Annotated in this window: 19 protein-coding genes and 1 tRNA gene; 4 read left to right on the top strand and 16 right to left on the bottom strand. The window is 55.7% G+C overall.

What is annotated here, in order from left to right:
- Positions 1–16: 16 nt before the first annotated feature.
- The 4 genes from BMW31_RS02985 to hflX are packed head-to-tail and all read right to left on the bottom strand — an operon-like array spanning position 17 to position 7,757.
- Positions 17–1,675: a fumarate hydratase gene (locus BMW31_RS02985; protein ID WP_091820882.1), complete on the bottom strand. Its 1,659-nt coding sequence runs from the start codon at positions 1,673–1,675 to the stop codon at positions 17–19.
- Between the two features lie 23 nt (positions 1,676–1,698).
- On the bottom strand, positions 1,699–4,608 hold the full coding sequence (locus BMW31_RS02980; protein WP_091820880.1) for a M16 family metallopeptidase: 2,910 nt from the start codon (positions 4,606–4,608) through the stop codon (positions 1,699–1,701).
- Between the two features lie 19 nt (positions 4,609–4,627).
- A complete protein-coding gene (locus BMW31_RS02975) occupies positions 4,628–6,484 on the bottom strand; it encodes a DUF4954 family protein (RefSeq protein WP_091820878.1) in 1,857 nt (618 codons plus the stop codon).
- Between the two features lie 19 nt (positions 6,485–6,503).
- Positions 6,504–7,757 carry a GTPase HflX gene (hflX, locus tag BMW31_RS02970; protein WP_091820876.1) on the bottom strand — a complete coding sequence of 418 codons (1,254 nt, stop codon included), beginning with the start codon at positions 7,755–7,757 and terminating at the stop codon, positions 6,504–6,506.
- Between the two features lie 1,026 nt (positions 7,758–8,783).
- Between hflX and nagB the strand changes: the two genes are divergently transcribed.
- Positions 8,784–9,575, top strand: coding sequence for a glucosamine-6-phosphate deaminase (nagB, locus tag BMW31_RS02965; protein ID WP_091820874.1), 792 nt, complete (start codon positions 8,784–8,786; stop codon positions 9,573–9,575).
- 110 nt (positions 9,576–9,685) lie between these two features.
- Entirely contained in the window at positions 9,686–11,677 is a 1,992-nt protein-coding gene (locus BMW31_RS02960; RefSeq protein ID WP_091820872.1) for a glucosamine-6-phosphate deaminase, read from the top strand.
- A gap of 163 nt (positions 11,678–11,840) precedes the next feature.
- On the opposite strand, the gene BMW31_RS02955 is transcribed toward BMW31_RS02960, so the two are convergent.
- From BMW31_RS02955 to BMW31_RS02935, 4 genes are all read right to left on the bottom strand, one after another.
- Complete coding sequence (locus tag BMW31_RS02955; RefSeq protein WP_144269504.1) at positions 11,841–13,229, bottom strand: amidohydrolase family protein; 1,389 nt, start codon at positions 13,227–13,229, stop codon at positions 11,841–11,843.
- A gap of 721 nt (positions 13,230–13,950) precedes the next feature.
- On the bottom strand, positions 13,951–14,304 hold the full coding sequence (locus BMW31_RS02950; protein WP_091820871.1) for a hypothetical protein: 354 nt from the start codon (positions 14,302–14,304) through the stop codon (positions 13,951–13,953).
- The gene (locus BMW31_RS02945) at positions 14,301–15,302 is read right to left on the bottom strand and encodes a metallophosphoesterase family protein (protein ID WP_091820869.1); all 1,002 of its coding nucleotides are present in this window, start codon (positions 15,300–15,302) and stop codon (positions 14,301–14,303) included. Before BMW31_RS02945 ends, BMW31_RS02950 begins: the two co-directional genes overlap by 4 nt.
- Before the next feature lie 238 nt (positions 15,303–15,540).
- Positions 15,541–17,523 (bottom strand): OPT family oligopeptide transporter, encoded by a 1,983-nt coding sequence (locus BMW31_RS02935; RefSeq protein WP_091820865.1) that lies wholly within the window; start codon positions 17,521–17,523, stop codon positions 15,541–15,543.
- 149 nt (positions 17,524–17,672) lie between these two features.
- On the opposite strand from BMW31_RS02935, the gene BMW31_RS02930 reads away from it, so the two are divergent.
- Together BMW31_RS02930 and BMW31_RS02925 are read left to right on the top strand one after the other, a co-directional pair.
- Positions 17,673–18,578, top strand: coding sequence for a YfgM family protein (locus BMW31_RS02930; protein WP_091820863.1), 906 nt, complete (start codon positions 17,673–17,675; stop codon positions 18,576–18,578).
- Positions 18,579–18,694: 116 nt separating this feature from the next.
- Complete coding sequence (locus tag BMW31_RS02925) at positions 18,695–20,884, top strand: M6 family metalloprotease domain-containing protein (RefSeq protein ID WP_255404798.1); 2,190 nt, start codon at positions 18,695–18,697, stop codon at positions 20,882–20,884.
- Positions 20,885–21,219: 335 nt separating this feature from the next.
- On the opposite strand, the gene BMW31_RS02920 is transcribed toward BMW31_RS02925, so the two are convergent.
- From BMW31_RS02920 to BMW31_RS02885, 8 genes are all read right to left on the bottom strand, one after another.
- On the bottom strand, positions 21,220–21,717 hold the full coding sequence (locus tag BMW31_RS02920; protein ID WP_091820861.1) for an Lrp/AsnC family transcriptional regulator: 498 nt from the start codon (positions 21,715–21,717) through the stop codon (positions 21,220–21,222).
- A 79-nt stretch (positions 21,718–21,796) separates the two neighbouring features.
- Complete coding sequence (locus BMW31_RS02915) at positions 21,797–22,267, bottom strand: ExbD/TolR family protein (RefSeq protein ID WP_091820859.1); 471 nt, start codon at positions 22,265–22,267, stop codon at positions 21,797–21,799.
- On the bottom strand, positions 22,264–22,794 hold the full coding sequence (locus BMW31_RS02910) for an ExbD/TolR family protein (RefSeq protein WP_091820857.1): 531 nt from the start codon (positions 22,792–22,794) through the stop codon (positions 22,264–22,266). The genes BMW31_RS02915 and BMW31_RS02910 overlap by 4 nt, the downstream gene beginning before the upstream one ends.
- Positions 22,795–22,817: 23 nt before the next feature.
- The gene (locus BMW31_RS02905) at positions 22,818–23,321 is read right to left on the bottom strand and encodes a hypothetical protein (protein ID WP_091820855.1); all 504 of its coding nucleotides are present in this window, start codon (positions 23,319–23,321) and stop codon (positions 22,818–22,820) included.
- Positions 23,318–24,163, bottom strand: a complete 846-nt coding sequence (locus tag BMW31_RS02900; protein ID WP_091820853.1) for a MotA/TolQ/ExbB proton channel family protein — start codon at positions 24,161–24,163, stop codon at positions 23,318–23,320. The genes BMW31_RS02905 and BMW31_RS02900 overlap by 4 nt, the downstream gene beginning before the upstream one ends.
- A 32-nt stretch (positions 24,164–24,195) precedes the next feature.
- Positions 24,196–24,283 (bottom strand) — tRNA-Ser (locus tag BMW31_RS02895).
- A gap of 313 nt (positions 24,284–24,596) precedes the next feature.
- On the bottom strand, positions 24,597–25,406 hold the full coding sequence (locus BMW31_RS02890; RefSeq protein ID WP_091820851.1) for a TatD family hydrolase: 810 nt from the start codon (positions 25,404–25,406) through the stop codon (positions 24,597–24,599).
- Positions 25,387–26,085, bottom strand: coding sequence for a hypothetical protein (locus BMW31_RS02885; RefSeq protein WP_091820849.1), 699 nt, complete (start codon positions 26,083–26,085; stop codon positions 25,387–25,389). The genes BMW31_RS02890 and BMW31_RS02885 overlap by 20 nt, the downstream gene beginning before the upstream one ends.
- Positions 26,086–26,111 lie beyond the last annotated feature (26 nt).

Below are 26,111 nucleotides of genomic sequence, written 5' to 3'. Positions count from 1 at the left end.
CTTTATGGGCGCTGGTTTACTGCTTCCCGAACGAACAGGGCGTCCAGGGCTTGAGCTCCTTGAAGAAGTCGTGCCCCTTGTCGTCAACGAGGATGAAGGCCGGGAAGTCCTTTACGGTTATCTTCCAGATAGCCTCCATGCCCAGTTCGGGATATTCCACGCACTCTATGCTGGTGATGCAGCTCTGCGAGAGCACTGCAGCCACGCCGCCGATGGTGCCCAGGTAGAAGCCGCCATGCTTTTGGCAGGCGTCGGTAACCACCTGTGTGCGGTTGCCCTTGGCTATCATCACGAGCGAGCCTCCATGCTCCTGGAACTCATCCACGTAGGGGTCCATGCGGTTGGCGGTCGTCGGGCCCATTGCTCCACATGGATAGCCGTCGGGTGTTTTGGCCGGTCCGGCGTAGAGGATGGGGTGATCCTTGAAGTATTGCGGCAAGTCCTCGCCGGCATCCAGGCGCGCCTTGAGCTTGGCGTGGGCAATGTCGCGGGCCACGATAATGGTGCCGTTGAGGCTCACGCGGGTTGATACGGGGTACTTGGTGAGCTCGCGGCGCACGTAGTCTATGCCCTTGTCGAGGTCAATCTCTATGCCGTTGCCACCTTCTCCGGGCTTGCGGTAGGCTTCGGGAATCAGTTCGTCGGGGTTGGTATCCATCTTTTCGAGCCAGATACCGTCCTTGTTGATTTTTGCCTTGATGTTACGGTCGGCCGAGCACGATACGCCGAGGCCTATCGGGCAGCTGGCTCCGTGGCGCGGCAGGCGGATAACGCGGATGTCGTGGGCCAGCGCCTTGCCGCCGAACTGTGCGCCGAGGCCAATCTTGTGAGCCTCATCAAGCAGCTTGGCCTCCAGGTCAAGGTCGCGGAAAGCGCGTCCCGTCTCGTCTCCGGTGGTAGGTAAGTTGTCGTAATAGTGTATGGAACCGAGCTTGACCGTAAGCAGGTTCTTCTCTGCTGATGTGCCTCCGATGACGAAACAGATGTGGTAGGGCGGGCAGGCTGCCGTGCCCAGGCTCTTCATCTTCTCTACCAGGAAGGGCAGCAGGGTGCCTTCGTTCTGGATGGTGGCCTTGGTCATGGGGTAGAAGTAGGTCTTGTTGGCCGAGCCGCCGCCCTTGGCAACCATCACGAAGCGGTACTCGGCGCCCTCTGTAGCTTCTATATCAATCTGTGCGGGGAGGTTACATTTGGTGTTGACCTCGTCGTACATGTTGAGCGGAGCATTCTGCGAGTAGCGCAGGTTGTCCTGTGTGAAGGTGTTGTAAACGCCGCGCGAGAGGGCTTCCTCATCGTCGAAGCCCGTCCACACCTGCTGACCTTTCTCGCCGTGGATGATGGCCGTGCCCGTATCCTGGCAGAAGGGGAGCACGCCCTTGACCGAAGTTTCGGCGTTGCGCAGGAACTGCAGAGCCACGTACTTGTCGTTCTCGCTGGCTTCGGGGTCGTTGAGAATGGCCGCAACCTGCTCGTTATGGGAGCGGCGGAGCATGAACTCACAATCGTGGAAGGCCTGCTGACTGAGCAAGGTAAGGGCCTCGGGCGTTACTTTCAGAATTTCCTTGCCTTCAAATTCGCCTACCGACACGCCGTCGGTGGTAAGGAGGCGATACGCTGTATCGTCCTTTCCGGTCTGGAACATGGGCGCATACTTGAAATCAACTGGTTTTGCCATAATGTTTTGTTTATATGAATAAATTAGTATCCGAATATTTCCTCGGTGCTCATCCGCTTCACCGATGCTATCTTCTCCAACGACTTGAGGTCGAGATTCTTCTCGTCGCCCAGGATAAGATACCTGTAGGCCTTGCCCTGAATGTTGTCCTTGGCAAAGTTCATGAGGTCGTCGAGGGTGAGCCGTTGCAGCGTTTCGTACTCCTGCTTGTAGGGATTGTAGTCGATGCCCAGGCGCAGCGCGTTCATGTAAGCGGTGAGTACGTCGAACTTGGTGGTGCGTGCAGAGGCAATGCTCTTGAGCAGGTTCTGGCGTGCAAGGTCGAAGCCGGCCTGCCGCCGGGGCGTGTTGTTGAGCAGTTCGCTGAACTCCTTGACGCAATCCATCATCTTGTCGTTCTGCGTAATGATGTTGGTGTAGAAGTATTCCTTATCCTGCAGGCGGCTTGGCCGGTTGTACCGGGCCGATGCGCTGTAGGCAAGACCGCGGGCTTCGCGTAGTTCCTGGAACACGATGGCATTCATTCCGCCGCCGAAGTAGCCGTTGAAGAGGTCGATGATGGCCATCCGCTGAGGCGTGAAGCCGGTGTTCTGGTTGTGCAGTTGCATCATGTAGATGTTCTTGGCATCGTAAGGAGCAATCCAGACCTCGTTCTCCGGCGTTGCCTGCAAGGTGTAGCGGCGCGTGGAAGCATCGGTCTTGAGAAGCTGCTTGGGCGTAGGATGTTCCTTGGTGATGAGCTTGTTGAGCTTTTTGAGTGCCGACGGACCGTAATAAAGCACCGTCTGGGCGTGGTTGCGCAGGTTCTTCATGAGTGCCGTCAGTTCCTCGGGGGCACCCTGACGCAGCTTCTGCTCGCTCGGAATGTTGCGTGTCGGGTTGTATGCACCATACATTCCGTAGTCTGTCAGCGCTCGGTAGTTGCTGCGTTGGTTGGTCTTTGCGTCGGCTCTTCCTTTGAGTACGAGGTCTACATACTGGCTGTAAGCCTGCTTGTCGGCCTTGGCGTTCTGCATCAGATGCTCCAAGAGGCCCAGTGCCTCGGGCAGTTTTTCGTTCAGTCCGGATAGGGTCACGGTGAACATATCGGCACTCTGACTGAAGCTGTAGTCGCAAGCCAGGCGGTAGAATTGCTGCTTGATTTGCTCATTTGACAGCTTGTCGGTTCCCAGAAAGTCAAGATAGCCGGCGGCGTAGTCCATGAGCGGGTTGGTTTCAGTGCCTATCGGGTAGCGGAACTGCAGGGTAAAGAGGCCGTCGGTGGTGTTCTGCTTGTACACCACAGGCAGCCCGCGGCGGGTCGAGGCCTTGGTTAAGTCCTTACTGAAGTCAAGGAACTGGGGCTGTATAGGTGCGGGTTTGCTGGCCAGCACCTGCTGCAGGAAGGCCGAATGTTTGTCGTTGTTGGTGGGTATGGGGGTGATGGCAGGCTTCTCCACCTTGCGGATGGTGGTGTCGTTGCCCTGCTTCTTGTACACGCAAACATAGTTATCATTGAGGTACTTGTTGGCAAAAGCCACGATGCCGGCCTTCGTCATCTTCGATATACGGCCCAGTTTGCCCACATGCTGCTGCCAGTCTTCGCCGTTGATGAAGGCGTTTACGAACTGGTCTGCACGGTTTTCGTTGTCATCGAGACTCTTGTAGAAGTCGCGTTTGTAGTTGTTGATGACCGACGGAAGCAGCTCGTCGGAGAACTCACCACGCTTAAGTTTGTCCACTTCCTGCAGCAGCAGGGCGCGCACTTCTTCCAACGTCTGCCCCTGCTTGGGCATTCCGCCCACGACGAAGCCGGCATAGTCGCACATGGCATCAGTCCCGGCAAAGGCTGCCTGCACCTTCATCTTCTGGTTGAGGTCGAGGTCCAAGAGCCCTGCGTGGCCGTTGCTGAGCAGCGAGCCGATTACGTCGAGCGTGTCGCTGCTAAGCTCCCGGCCGGCCGGAAAGCGCCAACCAAGGTACACGTTCTCTGCTTCCTGCCCAAGGACGGTGGTGTCCTGCGGGGCAGTGATTGGCGGCAGGGGGGCGTACTCGGGGCGAGAGAGCGTCTCGCTCTTCTTCCATGAGCCGAAATAACGGTCGATAGTGGCAATTACTTCGTCAGGATTAAGGTCGCCGGCCATGCACACCGCCACGTTGTTAGGCACGTAGTAGCGGTTGAAGTAGTTCTTGATATTGGTGATGGAGGGGTTCTTCAAGTGCTCTCCCAGGCCGATTGTGCTCTGCGTTCCGTACGGATGAGTGGGGTAGAGCTTGGCCATCAGCGCCTGAAACAGCTTGCGTGAGTCCTGTGCAAGGCCGATATTGTACTCCTCGTACACAGCTTCGAGCTCGGTGTGGAACCCGCGTATGACCATGTTCCGGAACCTGTCGGCCTGTACTTTGGCCCAGTTATCAACCTCGTTTGCCGGTATGTTCTCCACGTAACATGTCACATCGTTGCTCGTATAGGCGTTGCTGCCCTCTGAACCGATGCCCGACATGAGCTTGTCGTACTCGTTCGGTATGTTGTATCGTGCCGCGAGACCGCTCACGGAGTCAATTTCGTGATACGCCCTCTTGCGGGCCAGCGGGTTGGTTAGCTTGCGGTAAGCCTCGTACCTGCGCTCTATATCGTTAAGGAAGGGCAGCTCCGCCTGGTAGTCAGACGTGCCGAACTGCTGCGTTCCCTTAAACATAAGGTGCTCCAGATAGTGGGCCAGGCCGGTTGTCTCGGCCGGGTCATTGCGGCTGCCGGTGCGTACGGCGATGTAAGTCTGTATGCGCGGCTTTACCTTATTGACCGAGAGATAAACCTTGAGGCCGTTGTCGAGGGTGTAGATGCGGGTGTGCATGGGGTCTCCCTCAACGGTTTGGTACTTGTAGTCCTTTGCTTCGGAGGCTGAGAAGGCACAAGCTACGAGGAGCGATGTAAGAATCAATCTTAGTTTCATGAATGTGTATTGAGCTGTTTTAGTTTTCGAAGTCGACTTCATGGTCAAGTTGCGTGATGAAATTCTCCAGTACCTCGGGCTCCACATCGCCCATGCTGAATTCCTTTTCGGCGTCTTTCCTGATTTCGGCTATCCACATGCGGCGGGCTGTAATGTAGTCCTGGCGTATGCGTTCGACATCAGTTTCGGTGAGTTCGGCCAGCCCGTAGTAGTCAAGAATGAGCTGATAGGTCCACGCCCACTGGTATTCGCGGTAGTGGTCGTTGATGTTCTCGAACTTTCCTATTACCTCGTCAATGGACTCTATCTCGCCACTCTTGATGTTGGAAACAATCTTCTCCTCCTCGCTTACGGGCAACAGGAGGCCCGAGAGGTCGGCCCAGTCGCCCTTGCCGATGGTGTCCGCGGGCGGTTCTATGGCTCCCAAGCGCTTCTTCACACGCTTGAGCACGGCGCCCATGTAGATGCGCAAGGCGATGTCGTAGTACTTGATGCCCTTGCGAAGCGAGCTGGCATTGATGACGTACTCATGGTAGTTGTAGGTCGAAACATTGTCGCCGCTGGCTTCGCGCAGCTTTTCGAGTATCTTCTTGCCCTTCAGTATCTCGCCCACGGAGAACGGGCTGAGCCAGTCGAAGTTAACGATGCTCTTCTGCGTGCCCTGCGGACGCACGTCTCGTTTGGGCCATTTGCGGATGTCGCGGTACAGACCAACGGTCGTGATGTTCCTTCCCGGCGAGAGATACATGGTGTCGCCGTAGGCTATGAGGTAAGAGAAAGGCAGCTTGCGCGTGTCGGGATGGTACATCAACTTGCCGAAACACACCGAAAAAGTTCCTATGTGGGCCGGCATGAGCAGGTAAGCACCGCTTGCGGTCTTACATCCGCGCTCCAGCGTACCGTAGTGCATGGGCCCCATCTTGTACGCATGGTTGCTGAAGTTGGTTGCACTGCCGGCGTTGTAGAACGAGAACTGGCCGCCTATAAGCAAGCTGCTCTTGTGGTGGCTGGCCGTAAAGGGACCGCAGAAGGCGGCACACGCCTCGCCGTTACTCATGTAGCTGTTGGCAAAGAACACGCTCTGCGAGGCCGTGAAGCCGTTGCTTATCTGGCATGCCTCGCCCACGAAGCAGTCCTGCATCTTCACACTGTTGATGATGCTGGAGCCCTCGGAGATGATGGAGTTCTCGCAGATAACGCCCGTACCGATATAAACGCTGGCGTTGAGTGAGCTCAGTATGGTGCAGTCGCTAAGCCTCGAGGCGCCGTTAATCTCGCAGTCGTCGGCTATCACGGTGTTGGTTATCTCCTTGGTGTTCACTATCTTCACGTTGCTGCCTATGGTTCCGCGCTCGGGCGAGGTACGTCTGATTTCCTCGTTGATAAGCCTACGGATGGCATCTCGCAGCGGTTTGTCGGCAGCATGCTTCACCATGAAGGCGGCGAACTGGCTGTTCAAGTCCTTGAAGAGGATGACGTTGCCGTCGCCCACCTCGTTCAGGACCGATATCAGGTTACCTTCGCCGAAGGTGGCACCCTCGGTTGTCTCGATGGTACACACGTTGGAGATGTACACATTGTCGGCTATGGTGTAGTTGTTGATATAGTTTCCGATGTTTTCTATCAAGCAGTCGTCGCCCAGAGTCACGTTACGCAGCGTGGCGTTGTTGATGCCCGCGTGCTTGAAGAACCCCTTGCTCACTTCCACACTGCGGCTGAAGGCGCCGATGTTCACCTCGCCGTAGAGCATGACGCGGTGCATGTAGTTGGGCTTGAAGTCCTCGGCCACGTTTACGGCAGTCCAGTCTTCGGCCCAGCAACTGTTGTTCTCCAGCACCTGTATCTCCTCTTCGGTCAGTTGTCTGTAATCTTCCATTTTCGTCGTTTTTAGTTTATTATCCTTCTTCTGCTTCCGGATAGAGGAAGTCGTTGTATGGATATTTCTGCACGTGTAGCTCACGTACCTTCCTGTACAGCGTCTCGCGCAGTTCGTCGATGTTCTCTTTCTGCTTGGCCGAGATGAAGAGGCAGTTGTCGTTGAGCCGTGCCATCCAGGTCTTCTTGAGCTCGTCGAGGGTGATGTTCTCCTTCTCCGGGGGCGTCAGGTCATCGGGTTCCTTGTCCGTCCAGGTGTAGTTGTCAATCTTGTTGAACACAATCATCGACGGCTTCTCGGCGCATCCCAGTTCCTTGAGCGTGTTTTCAACCACCTGTATCTGTTCCTCGAAGTCGGGATGAGATATGTCCACAACGTGCAGCAGCAGGTCGGCTTCGCGCACCTCGTCGAGGGTCGACTTGAACGAGTCTACCAAGTCTGTTGGCAGCTTGCGGATAAAGCCCACCGTATCGGCCAGCAGGAAGGGCAGGTTCTCTATCACTACCTTGCGCACGGTGGTGTCGAGGGTGGCGAAGAGTTTATCCTCCGCGAAGACTTCACTCTTGGACAAGAGGTTCATGATGGTAGATTTGCCCACGTTGGTGTAGCCCACCAGCGCCACGCGAACCATGCGGCCGCGGTTCTTGCGCTGCGTGGTTTTCTGCTTGTCTATTTCCTCCAGCCGCTTCTTGAGCAGCGTGATGCGCTGCAGGATGATACGGCGGTCCATCTCGAGCTGCGTCTCTCCCGGGCCGCGCAGTCCCACCGAGCCTTTTCCGCCGCCCGAGCCGGAGCCTCCGCCCTGCCGCTCCAGGTGCGTCCAGAGGCGCTGCAGGCGGGGCAGCATGTAGCGGTACTGGGCCAGCTCTACCTGCGTTTTGGCGTTTGCTGTTTGTGCCCGCATGGCAAAGATGTCGAGTATGAGCGAGGTGCGGTCCAGTATCTTCACGCCCAGTTCTTTCTCTATGTTGCGTATCTGCTTGGCCGACAGCTCGTCGTCGAATATCACCATGCCCACGGGAGTTTCGTTGTCGTCCTGCTCCTGTATGTATTTTTTAATTTCCTCCAGCTTTCCCTTGCCCACGTAACTTACGGTGCTGGGGCCGTTCAGCTTCTGGGTGAAGCGCTTGATGGTAACGGCTCCCGCCGTGTCGGCTAAGAACTCAAGCTCGTCCAGGTACTCTATGGTCTTGGCCTCGTCCTGTTCCTGGGTAATGAGACCTACCAGGACGGCCGTTTCAGCCTTGACTTCGGAGATAACAAATTCCTTCATATTGTCTTTGATACTATTTAGTTGCAAAGATAGTAATTTATATGAAAAGTGAGAAACGCGAACTCATAAAAAATGAAAAGCCGCCGCCAGCGGGGCGTTCTTTATGCGAGACCGGAGCAAAAGGCATCGTTCAAGCCCCTTGGAAGGCACCTTTTGTTTTGTAATTTAAAGGCAGCAGCGGTTCCTCCCCTTAGAAAGGGGAGGTTAGGAGGGGATGATTTTGCAAGCAGCGAGCAGCTAATTCACAATTCATCATTCACAATTCACAGGTTAGGAGGTGATGATTCCTGCTGCAAGTTCGCTGTTTCCTGCCACGCGGTCATCCCCTCCTCCGCCTCCCCTTTCTAAGGGGAGGTTACCGGTTTGCCTTTTTGCAAGCTGTCGTTTGTTCGCTCCTGCTAAGCAATGGGTCTTCGGCAGTTGAAAAATTACTATGTTACTCTGTCTTTAAAAACAATCAGCAAATCGACAGCAGGTCCGCGGCAGTTGAAAAATTACTATGTTACTCTGTCTTTAAGAGCAAGAAGAACGCGGGCACAGAGATTGCTGCAAAGCGGTAGAAAACACCTTCTTACGTTGTCTTAAAAAACCTCCGGCGGAGCAGGAGAAAATCTGTCGGCGGATTGGAGGTGCCTATCAAGCTCCTTGGAGGTATCGTTCAAGGGGCTTGAAGCATATCTACAAGGGGCTTGAACGATACCTTTTACAAAGCAGCTCATTATCAGTTACTTACGCGGAGGATAAAGCCAGAGGGTCGGGAGACTTCTTTTCGCCTGCCTACAGAAGGACTTTTGATGGACTGCGGGGTGTGTTCCGCCATTGCGCGGCGGACGGATGATGAGGCCGGGGCAATGCTTCCGTCCTCCCGTTTCGCGTCAGCAGCCGGCCGGTTGCAGGCCATTCGCAAGGGTGCCGGTGCGCGGTTATTCATTTAATTAATATAAAAAATGACTTTTCATTTCTCCATCTGATTTATAATTGGTAATTTTGTGGCAATTAAAAGAGTCAAACTAAAATTATTGGATTATGAGATTAATTATCGAATCTGATTACGAAAAGATGTCTGAATGGGCAGCCAATCACGTCATCGAGAGAATTAACGCAGCCCGGCCCACGGCCGAGCATCCCTTTGTACTTGGCCTGCCAACGGGTTCTTCGCCCGAGGGAATGTACCGTTGTCTGGTCAGCGCCTGCAAAGCAGGTAAGGTTTCGTTCCGCCATGTGCTTACTTTTAACATGGACGAGTACGTGGGCCTGCCCGAAGAACACCCCGAGAGCTACCACTCCTTCATGCGCCGCAACCTCTTCGACCACATCGACTGCCCCGCCGAGAACATCCATATACTCAACGGAAACGCTGCTGACCTGGAGGCGGAGTGCGCCTCTTACGAGCAGAAAATAAAGGAGGCAGGCGGCATAGACTTGTTTCTGGGCGGCATAGGTCCCGACGGCCACATCGCCTTTAACGAGCCTTTCTCGTCGCTTACGTCGCATACGCGCGTCAAGACCCTCACCACCGACACCATCATAGCCAACAGCCGCTTCTTCGACAACGACGTTACGAAGGTGCCCAAACACGCCCTCACCGTTGGCGTAGGTACGGTAATGGAAGCCCGTGAGGTAATGATTCTGGTCAACGGACACCACAAGGCACGCGCCCTGCAGGCCGCTGTAGAGGGGCCGGTAACGCAGGCCTGGACCATCAGTGCCCTGCAGCAGCACGCCCATGCCATCATCGTAGCCGACGAGGCTGCCACCGACGAGCTCAAGGTTGGCACCTACAAATACTTCAAGGACATAGAGAAAGACAATCTCTAAACCCTCTTTCAACCTGCCGGTATCGGACAACGGACGCGCTGCCACACCTCAGCGCGCCTCTGCCCGGTGCCCGCACGTCTTGCACTAAACACCTATAATAAATATAACCTATGAGACTTCATCTTAGTTCTGAAATCGTTTTAAACAAAGTACCCGAAGAGTTCTACGCTCCCAAGACAGCAGTAGAGCGCTCGGAAATCACCCGCATGGAGAAGGTTCCTACCGACATCTTCCCCAAAGCCGAAGAGGGAGCCCGCTGCATAGCAGATGCAATCGTGAGCGAAATCAAGGCCAAGGAGCAGCTGGGCAAGTACTGCGTGCTCGGAGTGGGCACAGGACAGTCGCTTACGCCCGTGTTCCAGGAACTCATCAGCCGCTACGAGAAGCACGAAGTGAGCTTCCGCAACGTGGTGGTGTTCAACGCTTACGAGTATTTTCCGCTCACTCCGGGCAGCCAGCACAGTGCTCTCTTCCAGCTGAAGGAGCGCTTCCTGAAGAAGGTTGACATCCCCGAGCAGAACATCTACTCGCTCGACGGAACCGTGTCGCAGGAGTTCGTGCAGCAGCAATGCCGCCTCTACGAGCAGCGCATACAGACTTTCGGCGGCATAGACATCATGCTGCTGGGCATCGGTCGTATCGGCAACATCGCTACTAACGAGCCCGGAAGCGGCCTCACGTCAGCTGCACGCCTCATACTCATCGACGCCACCAGCCGCGAAGAGATGACCATGAGCTTCGGTTCGCAAGAACCCGTGCCGCCGTGCTCCATCACCCTCGGCATTGCCGACATCCTGCAGGCCCGCAAAATCTACCTTACCGCATGGGGAGAAGAGAAGGCCGAGATTATTCAGAAGACCGTCGAAGGCCGCATCTCGGATGCCATTCCGGCCAGTTTCCTGCAGACCCACAACGATGCTCGCGTCATCATAGACCTCTCGGCGGCAGGTAAACTCACCCGCATCATCCACCCCTGGCTCGTTACAAGCTGCAAGTGGAACGACAAACTCACCCGCGCAGCCCTCGTGTGGCTGTGTCAGGTAACGGGAAAGCCCATCCTCAAGCTCACCAACAAGGACTACAACGAGAACGGACTCAGTGAGTTGCTGGCCCTGTACGGCTCGGCCTACAATGCCAACATCAAGATATTTAACGACTTGCAGCATACGATTACCGGCTGGCCGGGCGGCAAACCCAACGCCGATGATACCTATCGGCCGGAGCGGGCCAAGCCTTTTCCCAAGCGCATCATCGTGTTCTCGCCCCATCCTGATGACGATGTAATCTCCATGGGCGGCACTATACAGCGCCTGGTAACCCAAGGTCACGACCTGCACGTGGCCTACGAGACCTCTGGTAACATCGCCGTGGGCGACGAGGAGGTAACTCGGTTCATGCACTTCGTCAACGGTTTCAACCAGTTATTCCTCGATAACAAGGAAGAAACCATCAAGACAATGTACGCGGACATCAAGAAGTTCCTGGCCGGAAAGAAGGAGGGCGACATCGATACGCCTGATGTGCGCACCATCAAGGGCCTCATCCGCCGCGGCGAAGCACGCACCGCATGCACTTACAACAAGATTCCGCTCGACCATGTGCACTTCCTCGACCTGCCTTTCTACGAGAGCGGAAAGATTGAGAAGCTGCCTATGACGGAGAAGGACGTAGAGATTGTGCGCAATCTCCTGAAGGAGGTGAAGCCTCATGAGATATTTGTGGCCGGCGACTTGGCCGATCCGCACGGCACGCACCGCAAGTGCACCGACGCTGTTCTGGCTGCCATTGACCTTGAAAAGGAAGCTGACGCCAAGTGGCTCAAGGACTGCAGGATTTGGATGTACCGCGGTGCATGGGCTGAATGGGAAATAGAAAACATCGAAATGTGCGTTCCCATGTCGCCCGAAGAGCTGCGCGCAAAACGCAACGCCATACTGAAACACTCCAGTCAGATGGAGTCCGCGCCGTTCCTGGGTAACGACGAGCGGCTCTTCTGGCAGCGGGCAGAGGACCGTAACCGCGGCACCGCCAAGCTGTACGACGACCTCGGACTGGCCAGCTACGAAGCTATGGAGGCCTTTGTGGAGTACAAACCCATTTAAGATAATCTCATCTCACCACAACGGGACATTGCCTTTACGGGCTTTGTCCCGTTTTTCGTCGGCCCTCCCGGCAACCTTCATGCTGCCTGACGACATGAAAAAAGGTGCAAACCGAACGTTTACACCTTTATAATATATAGGCCCCTGCGTGGCGGCAGGCGGCTTATTTGCTGAATATAACAGGCATGTCGTCCGGGGCGAGAGGCCGCATGTCGACCAGTTTCAGACTCTTCACCATTTTCAGAGTTCCCTGTTTGTATCTTTGGAAGTGTTCGCTGGCTATGTGCTTGTGGTAAGCATCGAGGTTGCGGTATATCTCCACGATGCGTATCTGGCAGGAGTCGGCGCTCACTTGCATGGGGTAGATGCACACCACGCCAGGTTCCTTGCGCACGGACTCGCCGCCCACGTTGGCTGCATACTGCAGGTAAGCGTCCAGATACTCGGGATAGACCTCTATCTCCGACAGCCTTACGAGCATGCTGTCGGCCATCACCGGCTTCGGAGCTTCGCCTTTTGAAAGGCCGAAGAGGCGTTCGGCGTTGCCGTAGAGGAACATCGAGCTGTAGCGGGCAAGTCCCGTGTTGGCGTCCAGATAGCTCTTCATGCGCTGCAGGCCCTGCTCCAGCACCTTGGGGGCAACGTACGGATAGTCGCTTCCATAGAGAATGTGGTCGGGAGTGGTGATGGTGAGCAGCTCGCGCACGGTCTCTGCCGAGTGGCTTCCTGCCAAGTCGTAGTACAGACTGGCCAGACTCTGCTCCCAGTCTACCGTTCCTATGAGCTTGTTCTGCTGCATCACGGCCGTCAGACTCTTCATTCTCGGCACGGCGATGGGCAGATAGGCGCCGCAATGAGGTATCACGAACTTAATCTGCGGATAGCGCCCCATCACGTTGTGGGTTATCATGTTGGCCACGGCCCGCGTGGTTTCGGCCAGATACTCCTGCATGGCCAGCGGCGTGCCGGCCATGAGCGAGGCCGAATAAGGCTCCGGCTTGTGCGGATGGAGGATGACGACAGCGTGGCGGCGGTTGAGCTCTGCCATCAGCGGGTCAAGCTCCGCATCGCCCAGATACTGCCCCCGGCTGTTGGTGGCCAGCTTGATTCCGTCGGCGTGAAGCGTGTCCAGGGCGTACGAAACCTCGCGCAGAGCGGCCTCGACGTTGGGCAACGGCAGTGCCGCACAGAAGAGGAAGCGCCCCGGATAGGCAGCCTTTACGGCCGCGCTCTCCTCGTTCACCTTGCGGATACATGCCGCGGCGCGGGCTGCATTGCCAAAGTAAGGCTGCGGGGCGCTCAGGGTGAGTACGGCCGTACGTATGCCCGCGCTGTCCATAAAGGCCAGCTGGTCGGCCACGCTCCATGCCGGCAGCGGAAATCCCTCTTCCCTTTCGGCCCCGTTGGCCTGCAGTTCAGCACGGTAGCTGCCGGTTATGATGTGGCTGTGTACGTCTATGATGCCCTGCGCCCCGGCTCCTTGCATGTTGCCGATGGCCGCAAGCGCGAGCGCCAGCCTTGCGGGCCAATTTTTCCGGTTGTTCTGTTTCATCTTTTTGCTGTTTACTGATTGGTGCGGCACCGGCCCCCGGCGCAAGTTCCGCCGGTTCGCCGCCGGCCTGCCCTTTGAGGCCGTTGCCGCCCTTACTCGTTACACTTTGCAAAGTTACAACTTCTCTGCAAATTGTGCGCAAAATAAATACAAGGAGAATATACCTTTTTTACGGATTTGTCCCTTTTCGTGAGAAGGGCAGATGGAAACCCTTGAAAAATGGCCCGCATGGATGCTTTTGCGGTTCTTTTTGGGCCGCAGACTGTGCCTGAGTGCCAACTCCGTGGCTGTAGTTTGTCAAGAAAACATGCTAAAAAACAGTGCAACAATTCCGCTCGAAATAGCAAACGGAACCACTGCTTTTGGCCTCTTCTGACCCCGGAAACCGTCTCCGGAAGTGTTGAAGATGGCCTCCGACATCTCAAAAGCTATCCTTTTAAGTCCTTGGAGCTATGCTTTTGAGGGTAAAGAGCTATGCTTTTAAGCGTAAGGAGCTATGCTTTTAAGCGTAAGGAGCTATGCTCTTTAGGGTAAGGAGCTATGCTCCTTATCGTAAGGAGACCATCTCCTTACGGTCTGAAAGCATGCTTGAGAAGTAAAACATTGATGCTCAAGGAGTTGCGAAAATAGCGATTTTAGCGCGTATTTGCGGCCGGATGGGTGGTTGCTGATGAATACGCGAAACTACAGAGGTGTTTTGTTGAAATAAATGAACAGGTATTCAGCGGTCTGAATCGGGATGTTTGGGCAGGTTCCGGCGCCTGAGATACTTGCGCCAGGCGTACGGTCGGCGGTGCAGCAGGTAGTTGTGGTCGTGCATGTGGGCATAGGCTTCGCGCTCAAACGATATGTTCTCGTAGGCCCGGCCGCGCATGCAGAGGCGCACGAGCCACTCTGCCACGTACCAGAGATAGAACCCCACGATGCCCATCTCCATCATCTGCCGCGTGTGGATGCGCTCATGCTGGATGAGAGAGGTGGTGAGCATGGTTCCCTTTCGGCAGAAGAGCAGCCCCAGGAGGTTGATGGCGTCGTATCTGCGGGGCGGCAACAGGGGGTTGTGAATGATTCTCATCGGGTGCCTTTGCGGTTTTTCCAGTTGTCTTTCTTGTAGCTCGAGGGGTACGAAGTCTGGTAAAGAAGCTGTCCGCCGCGCTCGTGTATCCAGGTGTCAAACTGCCTTTTGCCTTCCTTGAGCACGATGATGCGGGCGCCGTTGCGCAGGTGGTTGTACTCTGTATTGCCCCCCGAGAAGCGTCCGTGGGCCAAGAGCACGTCGTAGTACATCACACTGTAGTCGTTGTCATGGTCGTGTCCGCAGAATATACCCATCACATCGCCGCATTCCTTCACGGCAGCAAACATGCCGGAGTTCAGGTTCGCTGCGTGAGCCCGCTCCATCCGGGTGCCGTAGAGCACGCACTGCGGGTTGGCAACGGCCTCGTTGAACTCCGGCAACGGGATGTGGAAGAAGGCCAGAGCGGGCAGGGGCTTGCCTCCGTTGGCCGTGGCAAGGGCGCTGCTCTGCTCGCGGTACCACCGTATCTGGTCGAAGTTGAGCCACTGGTAGCCGCCCACGCCGGCCATGCGGCTGCGGTTGTGGGAGTAGAGGCAGTAGAGCAGGGCGGCATCCTTTTCGCCTGCCGAGGCCTTGATGGGCAGCACGTAGTCCATCGTTCGGCTGGCCTTGCGGTCGGGCATCACGCATCCGGGCGCCTTCTGTATCTGGTCGTAGAGCTCGGTGAGCGGCGTTCCCTGCTCGTCGTCGTGGTTTCCGAAGGTGACGGCGAAGGGAATTTTCTGCGCCGAGAGCGTGTTGAGCACCAGCTGCATGGCTGCAAATCCGGGCTTGGAGTAGATGATGTCGCCCGTCAGGATGATGAGGTCGGGCTTCTCGTCGCGGCAAATCTCGCTGATGCAGGCCAGTGCCTGCTCCGATGCCGCATTGCCCGTAACGTAGTGCAGGTCGGTAAACTGGGCTATCTTGAACTCTCCCTGCCTGAACCGGAGTGCCTGGGCGCGAGCCGTGAGGGCAGTGAGAATGATGGTGAGAAGCAACAATGTCTTTTTCATCGTTATCGTTCGTTTGTGGCAAAGCGCGTGTCCGCGGCCGCCGCTTTTGCCGTATCGTTGCTGCAAAGATAGCGTTTTCGGGTCATATAACGGTGCTGCGTGGTGATTAAATTAGCCAATTTCATTTTTTTTCTACCCGTTTGAAAACGGAAAAGGCTCTCTCCCGCCGTTGGGGAAAGAGCCTTGTGGTAGTTATGAAGTCGGTCGCCGGCCATCCGGACCGGCAGCTGCCGTAGGGTTACAAATCTTCTTTCTTCACCCTCGTGGCGATGATGAAGTAGCTGATGAGCAGCAGGTAGGCACCCAGCGAGAGCAGCTCGGAGAGGTGATTGGCCCACCACGCGTCGTAGCTAAACTCTATTCCGCCGAACTTCAGCAGTGCACTGACCACGCCCATCAGCGCTCCGCCGGCTATGAAACCGCTGGCTATGAGCGTTCCCTTGTCGCCCCGTGCCTTGTTTACCTCGGCGTCCTTGGAGCGCGAAGTTACGAACCAGTTGATGGCTCCGCCCACAACGAGCGGTATGTTGAGCTGCATGGGGATGAACATACCTAAGGCAAAAGCCAGTGCGGAGACCTTGCAGCGGTCGAGTATCAGGGCTATCAGCGCGCCGATACCATAAAGCAGCCAGGGCGCTCCCTGCCCGTTCATGAGCGGAGCGATGACTGCCGCCATGGCGTGAGCTTGCGGTGCAGCCAGCTTGTCGCCCTGGAAACCGTAGGTCTTGTTGAGCAGTATCATCACTCCTGCTACCGTTGCAGCCGATATGATGGTGCCCAGGAACTTCCAGCTCTCCTGCTTCTTGGGCGTTGTTCCGAGCCAGTAGCCTATCTTCAGGTCGGTAATGAAGCTGCCGGACATGGAGAGAGCGGTGCATACCACGGCTCCCATGAGCAGTGCAGCAAGCATGCCGGCTTCGCCCTTCAGCCCAACGGCCACCATCACGACGCTGGCCAGGATGAGCGTCATCAACGTCATGCCCGATACGGGGTTGCTTCCCACGATGGCGATGGCATTGGCCGCCACGGTTGTAAACAAGAAGGCGATGACTGCAACCAGCAGAATGGCCACCACGGCGTGCAGCAGATTGAAGTTCATTACGCCCGCATAGAAGAACAGGAACGTAACGAGAATGGTGAGAATGGAGCCTATGGCAATGATTTTAAACGAGATGTCGCGCTGCGTGCGGATAACGGCTTTCTCGTCGGAACCCTTTCCTTTCATCTCCCGAGCAGCCAGTCCGACGGCGCTCTTGATAATTCCCCAACTCTTGATGATGCCGATAATGCCGGCCATGGCAATGCCCCCGATGCCTATGTTGCGTGCGTAGTGGGAGAAAATGTCCTCTGCGCTCATGCTTCCAACTGTGGTTGTGATGGACGGATCCCACTGGTTGAGCACCGTGTCGGGGAAGAAGAGCGCCATCAGAGGCACGATAACCCACCACACAGTGAGTGAACCGAAGCAGATGATGGAGGCATATTTCAGTCCTACAATATAGCCCAGACCGAGCACGGCGGCACCTGTGTTGACCTTGAAAACCAGCTTTGCGTGGTCTGCTATCTGCTGTCCCCAGCCTATAACGCGGCTGGTGAAGTTCTCGTTCCACAGTCCGAACGTGGCTACTATGAAGTCATAGAGCCCGCCAACCACTCCGGCAAAGAGCAAAGGCTTGGCCTGGTTGCCGCCTTTTGCACCGCTCACCAGCACTTGAGTGGTTGCAGTGGCCTCCGGGAAGGGGTATTTGCCGTGCATGTCCTTGACGAAATACTTGCGGAAAGGTATCAGGAACAGGATGCCGAGGATGCCACCAAGCGACGAGGCGATGAAGACTTTGAGGAAGTCGGCATGCAAGTCGAGCATGTAAATGGCCGGAAGCACGAAGATGGCGCCTGCCACCACGGCTCCCGAACAAGCTCCGATGCTCTGGATGATGACGTTTTCGCCCAGCGCGTTCTTGCGCTTCGCAGCCGATGATACACCGATGGCAATGATTGCAATGGGTATGGCAGCCTCGAAAACCTGGCCTACCTTGAGGCCCAGATATGCGGCCGCAGCCGAGAAAAGCACAACCATGAGCACGCCCCAGGTTACCGACCAGCCGTTTACTTCTGCGTAAACGCGGTCCGGACTCATCACCGGACGGTACTCCTCGCCGTCTTTCAGCTCCCTGAACGCGTTCTCCGGCAGCTTTACTGCTTCTTGTTCTTTATTTTCCATATTTGCTTTTTGTTTTTCAATACAATGTTGCAAAGTTAGCAAAAGTTAGGTGTACGGCCAAAGAATGTTGTCAAAAAACAATGCGAAAACACCTTGCCGTATCGTAGAAAATGCCTAACTTTACAGCCGTTAACATCAAACAGTCAGTCATGAAAAGACTCCTACTGCTCATTTTTGCCTCATTGGCCCTCCCGTTTGGAGCCCTGGCACAGCATCAATGGTATGATAAGTACCAGCAAGTTCTTAACGACAGCGACGCCAACAAGCTGCTTCAGGTAATTGAGGCGTGGCAGAAAGCAGAGCCGGAATCGGCTGATGTCTACGCTGCCTGGTTCAACTACTATTATAAAATAGGTGTATCGAGTGTGCTCTCACTCACCACCGAGCCGCCTGCTGACGGCAGTGAGAGCCTTATGTTGCGCAATGATACCACCCAGGAGACCGCCGGTTACCTCTACGCGGTGCCAACCTACAACGATTCTCTGATGAACCTGTGCTTCCAAAAGATAGATGCAGGCATCCGGAAGTTCCCCGACAGGCTCGATTTGGCATTCGGCAAGATACATGTATTGATGCAAATGAAAGATTACGAGGCTGCATTGAAGGCCTTGGATGCCGTTATCCGCCGCTCTGCTGATAACCACAACGCCTGGCTCTGGACACTTGACAAGCCGGTGGACGATGGCTCCGCCATGTTCTTTGACAGCATGCAGGATTACTTCAACCGGCTTTGGAAGGTGCAGGACCTCTCCTATGCCGAGCAGTTGGCACACATGCTGGTGGCTGCCTACCCGTCAAACATCGTCTTCCGTTCCAACTTTGCCGGCATCAAAGGAGCCAAGGGAGAGAACGAAGAAGCACTTAAACTCTTTCTGGACATCCACCGCGATGCCCCCAAAGACGAGATTGTGATTGGCAATATAGCGCATCTCTATCTTGTCTTGGGCGATAAGAAGCAGGCCAAGAAATACTATCAGCTGTTGCTGAAGAGTGAAGACGAAACGATGAAAGAAGAAGCGGCCAGTGCCATTAAGCAGATAGAGAACGGCGAATAATGCCCCAACTCAACGTTTGTAACCGTTTCCTACGGCTCTGCCCGCCACATTTGTTTGGGCAGACAAACAGATACAACCTTTTATTTACCTACCATTTACCGATTAAAAAACTTCGGATGAAGAAGATTTTTACCCTCTTTGTTTTGCTTGCCTCTGTGCTTTCGCTCTCTGCAGCGCCAGCACAGCGCGGCCTGTGGAGAACCATCCGGCTGGCCGACGGTACCGAGCGGCGCGCCAGATTGTGTGGCGACGAGTTCATGCACTACCTCCGGGATGCGGCCAGACAGCGTTACCGTTACGACAGCACCACTGCTGCCTACGTGCCGATAGCCGATTTCGGGTCGCTTACAACCAAGGCCGCGGGCCGCCGGCAGCGTGTGGCACGGGCGCGGGCAGCACGCCGCAGCGCCACGCGGGCTGTCCTCGGCGCTGCCCATCAGGTCTATGCGGGCACCAAGAGGGGGCTCATCATCCTCGTTGAATTTAAGGACAAGCAGTTTGCCCAGGGGCATGACAACGCGCTCTTCCAGCGCATCGCCAACGAAGAAGGATACCAGTCGGCCGATGGCTTCCGTGGAAGTGTGCGCGATTACTTCAAGTCGCAGAGCGCCGGACAGTTCGTTATCGACTTCGATGTGGTGGGTCCCGTACAGCTGCCCCAGAACTGCAGCTACTACGGAGGCAACGATGCCGAGGGCGCCGACAGACATCCGGCACAGATGGTGGCCACGGCCTGCAGGCTTGCAGACGATGAGACCGACTTCTCCAAGTACGATTGGGACGGCGACGGAGCGGCAGACGAGGTGTACATTCTTTACGCCGGAGAGGGCGAAAACGCCAATGGAGGCGAGGAAACCGTATGGCCCCACCAGTCGGAACTTAGCTACAACGGCCTGCAACTCAAGCTCGACGGGGTGATGATTGATACCTACGCCTGCAGTGCAGAGCTCTCTTCGGCCGCTCAGATTAACGGAATAGGCACCTTGTGCCATGAGTTTTCGCACTGTCTCGGCCTGCCCGACATGTACGATGTAACCTACCAGGGCGGCTACGGCATGCAGAACTGGGACGTGATGGACCAGGGCAGCTACAATGGTGATGCCAACGGCGACGGCTATGGAGACGGAATGGTGCCCGCGGCCTATACTGCCTACGAGCGCATGTACGCCGGATGGCTCACCCCGCGGGAACTTACGGCCGACACGCTCATAAGCTCCATGCGCCCGCTTACTGACGGCGGAGAGGCTTACATTATATATAATAAGGTGCACCACGACGAGTTCTACCTGCTCGAAAACCGTCAGCAAACGGGCTGGGACGCCCAACTATACGGCGCTGGGCTGCTTGCCGTGCATGTTGATTACGACGCCGTGGCCTGGCGCAGCAACAATGTGAACGGCACGACAGACCACCAGCGCTGCACTCCTGTTGCCGCCGACAACTCTTATAACACAGTCTTTACGCAGGAAATGGAGGAATATCTCGATGCTGGTGACATAGGTGCCGACGCCTATCCCTGCGCATCAAACGACAGCCTGACGCGCCATTCGCAGCCTGCAGCGGCGCTCTATGCTGCCAATGCCGACCATACGCGGTTCTTGAACGCCAAGATTTTGCACATCCGCCAGCACAAAGACCTCTCCATGAGCTTTGAGTTCAAGACCGATTCGGCTACGGTCGAGCCTTCCGATTCGGTCAAGACGGGCCGTTATACCTTCTATGAAACCTTCGACCAGTGCAATGGCACGGGCGGCAACGACGACATCTGGAGCGGCAGCACGGCGCAGAGCAGCTTCTTGCCCGATAATGATGGCTGGGCGTTGGCTTACTATCCGGCCGGTACTGCTATGTACGGAGCCAACAAGTGTGCCCGGTTTGGAACGGGAACAAAGGACGGCAGCGTTATCACTCCGGCCTTCAGTGCCGATGACGTGACAACTTTCAGCTTCAAAGCTGCACCGTGGAGCCGGGAAACTACGGACATTATCCTGACCGTACAGTCGGGTACGGCCATCTTGGGCACCGAGACTTTCAGTCTCACGCCCGGCAAGTGGACCTCCTGCACCACCACGTTCAAGGGCTCGGGTACGGTAAGAATCCAGTTCACCGGCTCCAAGATGCGCTTCTTCCTCGACGATGTACGGGCCGTGAAGACCGTTGCCAACGGCATCCGTCAGCTCCCGTCGCCTGCCGTCATGCCATCCGCGGGGCGCATCTACAATCTCAATGGGCAGTATGTGGGCACGCGTTTGCAGTCGCTGCCCAAAGGAGTGTACATCATGAACGGGCGCAAGGTGGTGAAGTAACGCGCTGTTTTCCTTATCAGTCAGCCTGTAGCAAGAACCCTGCTGCAGGCTGTCTGCTTTGTTATCCCTTCCTCCGTTTTCCCTTGGGAGGGCTGGGTAGGCTCTCGTACAGGTACCGGCGGGGTGTTAAAGACGGTGCTTCGGGAACTTTCGACACTTGTCGCACAATCGTTTGACAGGTGTCACACCATCGTGCGACAAGTGTCGAAAGTTCCTCCAAGCAATGTGAAGCAACCGGTAAACGGCTCTGCAGCCCTCTATGCAAGGGCATTGGTGTGTGCAAACAAAAAGAGCGTGAACAGAAGTTCACGCTCTTACAGCTTGTAGATGGTCAGCTATTCCTCTGTTTCCGGCTCCGTTGCAACCTCCGGCAGGCCCGTGATGGGCAGCTGGCGGTTGATGGGCGTGTTGAACGAAATGATGGTTTCGCTGCGCGAGAGGCCCAGAGGCTGCAGCTTGTCGTGGATGATTTCCATGAGGTGATGGTTGTTGAGAGCGTACAGCTTGATAAACAAATCCATGCCGCCGGTGGTATAATGGCATTCCACTACCTCGGGTATCTTCCTCAACTCGGCCACAACACGGTCGAAACTGGCCGGGTCTTTGAGGTACAGAGCTACGTAAGCGCAGGTCTCGTAACCTATTTTCTCCGGGTCGATGATAAACTGGGAGCCTTTCAGTATTCCCAGATTTGTTAACTTCTGAATACGTTGATGGATGGCGGCGCCGCTGACATTGCAGGCGCGAGCTACTTCCAGGAACGGTATTCGTGCATCCTCAGCTATCAACTTGAGGATTTTCTTGTCTAATGCATCTAAACTATGATGTGCCATCTTTTATGATAATTTGACTGCAAAGTTAGTCAAAAATATTGTATTCAGCAACTGTTTGTGTTAAAAAAGCAGCTAAGTATTAGTTTTGTCTGCCTGATTGTTCGGCCGAATAGTTAATTTTCAAGGCTCCTGCCTGGCGCAGCGACTGCTTTACTTCGGTGATTATGCCCATGCGAGTTGACCTGTCAGCGCGTATGGATACGGTTTGCTGCTGCAGGTCTTCTGGGCTCATGCGCTTTTGTTCGGCCGAGATGTAATCGGCAATCTCGGCTGTCGAGACGAACTTATCGTTCATCTGGATGCGGCTCTCGTTACCCGTCACCCTGTTGTGGGCATCTATCGGCCGGCCTATATATATATAGGTGGCGGCCGATTTCTTGGTTAGGCGCGTGAGTTCGGTGCCTTGCGGAACCTGGTATTTCACCTTCAGCGTTACCGTACGCATGTGGGTAACGATCATGAAGAAAAAGAGAACGGTGAAAATGAGGTCGGGCAGCGACGATGTATTCAGTCCCGGCATCTCCCGGTGCCTGCGTTCGAACATACTCATGGGGTGCCTCCTTCCTGCTGCAGGTTGTATTTTTCGACCACGCGCTGCGGATATGCCGTCCTCACGGCACCCTTCTGTTGCTCCGTGCAGCGTGCATACGGCCTGCCGTACTGCTGTTCGGCGGCGCGGTTGCGCACTTCGCGGTAGGCTGCCACTATCTCGTTCTGCATGCGGAAGTAGGCATCGTAGCTGGAATTGGGGTCGGTATCTACGGAAATGAGATGCTTTTTGCCCACCCGGCTCACAAATTCCACGACCTGGGGGCGCAGCTTCGCAACGTCTGCAGGCTTGTCGTTGAGCAGCAGACTGTCGTCGGCCGTGATGTGCAACGTCAGCACCATGCCCTTTACCACATCGGTTGGCGGCACTTCCTTCTGCTCGTTGGCGGGCGGAAGCTGGCGCGACAGCCCCTTGTCCGCGTCCATTGAAGTGGTGACGAGGAAGAAGATGAGCAACATGAACGAGATGTCGGCCGTTGATGTTGTATTCAATCCGGGAACTGCGTGGCGTCGTTTCTTGAAAAACATCCTATTCTCTTTTTAGCCCGCTGCTATCTGCCGAGGTAGTAGCGTGTGGCACCGAATATGGCTGCTCCAATGGCAATGACCATCAGAACGGCCGTTGTGTTGATGAACATGTCGGCTACACGCAGCCAGAAAGCATCGGTGTAATCCTTGCCGTTGATAAGCATGGCGCCGGTGGAGCCAAACAGAAAGGTGAACACAAGCAGCCCCAAGGTGATGAAAAGCATGCCGTAGGCGAGCTTCTTTACGGGAATGTTGTTGTCCATCCGGCCGCCCTTGCCCCGCTTCTTGAGCGTGGTATAGACCGCCCATGCCGCCGTACACAGCGCCCCAAGGAGCAACAAGTACATCAGCACGAGCACGGCACCGGTAAAGAAGGGTGCCTTGAAAGCCGGGTCTTCGATGAAAGGAAGGTCGAACCCCACAAGATAAAAAAGGCCGAAGACGAGCACGATGACCCCTATGAGCACGTAGAAAACGCGCTGTGAGATGCGTTCGGTCGACCAATTATGGGTAAATGCGGGCTTCATTTCTTCGTTTTGTACGTCATGACGGCATCGAGCAGCGTGATGGCCGACTCTTCCATCTGGCTTGTCAGATGGTCTATCTTCGAGAGAATGTAGTTGTAGAACAGCTGCAGGATGAGCGCCACGATGATGCCAAAGATGGTTGTAATGAGCGCAACCTTCATACCGGCGGCCACGATGGTGGGACTGATGTCGCCTGCTGTTTGTATCTGGTCGAATGCCATCACCATACCAATCACCGTGCCCAGGAACCCCAGCGACGGCGCCATGGCGATGAAGAGGGTTATCCACGAGCAACCTTTCTCCAGGTTGGCCGCCTGTACGGTGCCGTAAGCTGCCACCGTGCGCTCCACGTGGTCAATGGTTTCGTCGATATGTTCAATGCCCTGGGCGCAGATAGCTGCCACGGGGCCGCGCGTTTCGTTGCATTGGGCCTTGGCTCCCTCCACGTCTCCGGCTTCAATCTTCTGCCGCAAGTCTTCCATGAAGCGCTTGGCGTTAATCTCCGAGAGGCTCAGGTAGATGATGCGTTCAATGCAGAAAGCCAGTCCGATGACCAGGGCAAGCGCCACGAGCGACATGAAACCGGCGTTTCCTTCTATGAACTTGGTCTTGAGCGAATGGTGGAAGCTCTGGTCTTCCATTGCAGCAAGCGTGGGGTCGTCGGCATCCGCGAGGGCATCATCAAGCATGCCGGCAGCTCCTGCGCTGTCGGTGGCAATACTGTCGGCAGCCACCTGTGGTACGGCATGCGACTTAACGGAGTCAGGTGCAGCCTGGGCAATGTGACTGAAAGCAAGTATAAAGAGGGTTACTATTGCAAATCTTGCAATTAGACTGTTCATTTCAAATACAATTAGAAGCTACAAAGAAAAAGCGGAAAGACGGGGATTCGAACCCCGGAAGCGCTTTTGACGCTTACACGCTTTCCAGGCGTGCCTCTTCAACCACTCGAGCATCTTTCCTTGTTTCGGCTTACAAAAGTATTCCTTTTTTACCTAACACGGGCAAGAAACGTTGATATTTAAATTTCTTTAAGGGTTAGACGCGTTGCCGGAGGTATGCTTCAAGGCGCTTGAAGGGTGCTTTCAAGCCCCTTGAATGATGCCATCAAGAGGCTTGAAGCATAGCTCTTTGAAAAGCCCCTGTACATGGCGGTTTCAGCGCAGGGCGTTTTCGAGGGCCGGAAAGCTGCCGGGCGAGCCGCACGGGCATGAAAAACGGGAACCTGCAGGCGCCCGTATCAGGTGCTTGCAGGTTCCCGCAACGATGGTTGTTTTAATTGGACAGTGGGAACAGCCGGCTCACCGTGGCGTTGGTTACGGCAGCAACTTCGGCCTCCGTAACGCCGTAGCTCTGGGCCAACTGGCGCAACACCAGCGCCACGAAGGCACTCTCGTTGCGCTGGCCGCGATGGGGCACGGGAGCCATGTAGGGGCTGTCGGTCTCCAGTACGATGCGGCCGAGGGGCACGCTGGCCGGCAAGTCTTCGCGCAGATGGCTGCTCTTGAACGTCAGCACGCCGCCTATGCCGAGTGCGAACTTCTCTAAACGCAGCAGCTCGGCGGCCTCTTGGCGGTTGCCGGTGAAGCAGTGGAACACGCCGCCGGGCAGCTCCTGCTCGTATTTCCTTAGTATATGGAGCAGCTCGTTTTGGGCTTTGCGGCAATGAATCATGAGCGGCAGCCGGTATTCCACGGCCCATCGCACCTGTTGCTCAAAGGCCAGGAGCTGCTCGCTCTCGAACTCGCGCGACCAGTAAAAGTCGAGTCCCACCTCGCCAATGGCAATGAACGGGCAGCCGTTGGTTGGCTCCCGCCGGCTTTCATCCAGCAGTTGCTTCATCTGTTGCAGCACTTCCTGCCAGTCGGCGCGCACTTCCTCGGGCTGCAGTCCTATCATGGGGTAGGCGTAACCGGGGTAGCTGCGGCACACGTTGAGCACGGCCGGAACCGACGAGAGGTCGATGGCAGGCAGGAAAACCTTGCTTACGCCGGCTTCCTTGGCCCGCCTGATGACCTCGGGCAGGTCGTCTTTGAATTCCTCACCATCCAGGTGAGCGTGCGTATCAATAAATGTGGGGTTCATGTCGGCGGTAATAATAAATGATGCCAAACTTCCGGCACTCGGCAAAACGCACTTCGGGCGGCTCGTTCTCGAAGTGCTTCTCAATCTGGTTCCATATATCCAGGATAACCTCGTCGGCCTCCGGCCGCAGCCGCTGGATGTCGTCAAGCGCGCGTTGCGTACGTTCCTGCAGCTGTTTCTGCTGCTGGTAGATGTCTACAAAGATGTCGTAGTGCGTGCTCACCATCCCTATCGTGGGGTTGTAGATGGGTCTGCCGCCGCGCTTCAGGCGCTCGCGTTCGCCCTCGATGGTATGCTTTCCCCATTCTGTCAGGCCGTCCATGGTCTTTAGGTTGGGCAGTGCGGTGGTGTCGTCGGGCAGACCGTAGAGTTTGAGAGTTGAGCGTTTGATTTCTCCACGCTCAACAGTCATGAGCAAAACCTGTAGGAAATGGCTCACGTACATGGTGGCATTGCGCTGCAACTTCTCAATGCGGCCCTTGTGGCGGGTCTGTGCCTGGCGGCACACCCGGTACTGCTCGCAGGCCGTGAGCAGATGGTCGTAAACGGGTTGGGCACGGTTCAGCGATTTCCAGTCAATGAACCGGTTCCTAACGGTATATATATCGTTATTGTCGAGCAGGGTCTTCAGCACCTTCAGCCTTGCTGCATCGGTCTTTGGTAGTCGGCGATAGGGCAAATTGTTGGTATTTGTTAGTGACGGTA

This window comes from Prevotella sp. kh1p2 (genome assembly GCF_900111525.1).
GTDB lineage: Bacteria > Bacteroidota > Bacteroidia > Bacteroidales > Bacteroidaceae > Prevotella.
This window is presented reverse-complemented; position numbering and strand designations above follow the sequence as displayed.

What these genes read in the sequence shown, in the direction of transcription:
- BMW31_RS02985 (WP_091820882.1), bottom strand. Translation starts at nt 1,675, where the DNA reads ATGGCAAAACCAGTTGATTTCAAGTATGCGCCCATGTTCCAGACCGGA.
- BMW31_RS02980 (WP_091820880.1), bottom strand. Translation starts at nt 4,608, where the DNA reads ATGAAACTAAGATTGATTCTTACATCGCTCCTCGTAGCTTGTGCCTTC.
- BMW31_RS02975 (WP_091820878.1), bottom strand. Translation starts at nt 6,484, where the DNA reads ATGGAAGATTACAGACAACTGACCGAAGAGGAGATACAGGTGCTGGAG.
- hflX (WP_091820876.1), bottom strand. Translation starts at nt 7,757, where the DNA reads ATGAAGGAATTTGTTATCTCCGAAGTCAAGGCTGAAACGGCCGTCCTG.
- nagB (WP_091820874.1), top strand. Translation starts at nt 8,784, where the DNA reads ATGAGATTAATTATCGAATCTGATTACGAAAAGATGTCTGAATGGGCA.
- BMW31_RS02960 (WP_091820872.1), top strand. Translation starts at nt 9,686, where the DNA reads ATGAGACTTCATCTTAGTTCTGAAATCGTTTTAAACAAAGTACCCGAA.
- BMW31_RS02955 (WP_144269504.1), bottom strand. Translation starts at nt 13,229, where the DNA reads ATGAAACAGAACAACCGGAAAAATTGGCCCGCAAGGCTGGCGCTCGCG.
- BMW31_RS02950 (WP_091820871.1), bottom strand. Translation starts at nt 14,304, where the DNA reads ATGAGAATCATTCACAACCCCCTGTTGCCGCCCCGCAGATACGACGCC.
- BMW31_RS02945 (WP_091820869.1), bottom strand. Translation starts at nt 15,302, where the DNA reads ATGAAAAAGACATTGTTGCTTCTCACCATCATTCTCACTGCCCTCACG.
- BMW31_RS02935 (WP_091820865.1), bottom strand. Translation starts at nt 17,523, where the DNA reads ATGGAAAATAAAGAACAAGAAGCAGTAAAGCTGCCGGAGAACGCGTTC.
- BMW31_RS02930 (WP_091820863.1), top strand. Translation starts at nt 17,673, where the DNA reads ATGAAAAGACTCCTACTGCTCATTTTTGCCTCATTGGCCCTCCCGTTT.
- BMW31_RS02925 (WP_255404798.1), top strand. Translation starts at nt 18,695, where the DNA reads ATGAAGAAGATTTTTACCCTCTTTGTTTTGCTTGCCTCTGTGCTTTCG.
- BMW31_RS02920 (WP_091820861.1), bottom strand. Translation starts at nt 21,717, where the DNA reads ATGGCACATCATAGTTTAGATGCATTAGACAAGAAAATCCTCAAGTTG.
- BMW31_RS02915 (WP_091820859.1), bottom strand. Translation starts at nt 22,267, where the DNA reads ATGAGTATGTTCGAACGCAGGCACCGGGAGATGCCGGGACTGAATACA.
- BMW31_RS02910 (WP_091820857.1), bottom strand. Translation starts at nt 22,794, where the DNA reads ATGTTTTTCAAGAAACGACGCCACGCAGTTCCCGGATTGAATACAACA.
- BMW31_RS02905 (WP_091820855.1), bottom strand. Translation starts at nt 23,321, where the DNA reads ATGAAGCCCGCATTTACCCATAATTGGTCGACCGAACGCATCTCACAG.
- BMW31_RS02900 (WP_091820853.1), bottom strand. Translation starts at nt 24,163, where the DNA reads ATGAACAGTCTAATTGCAAGATTTGCAATAGTAACCCTCTTTATACTT.
- BMW31_RS02890 (WP_091820851.1), bottom strand. Translation starts at nt 25,406, where the DNA reads ATGAACCCCACATTTATTGATACGCACGCTCACCTGGATGGTGAGGAA.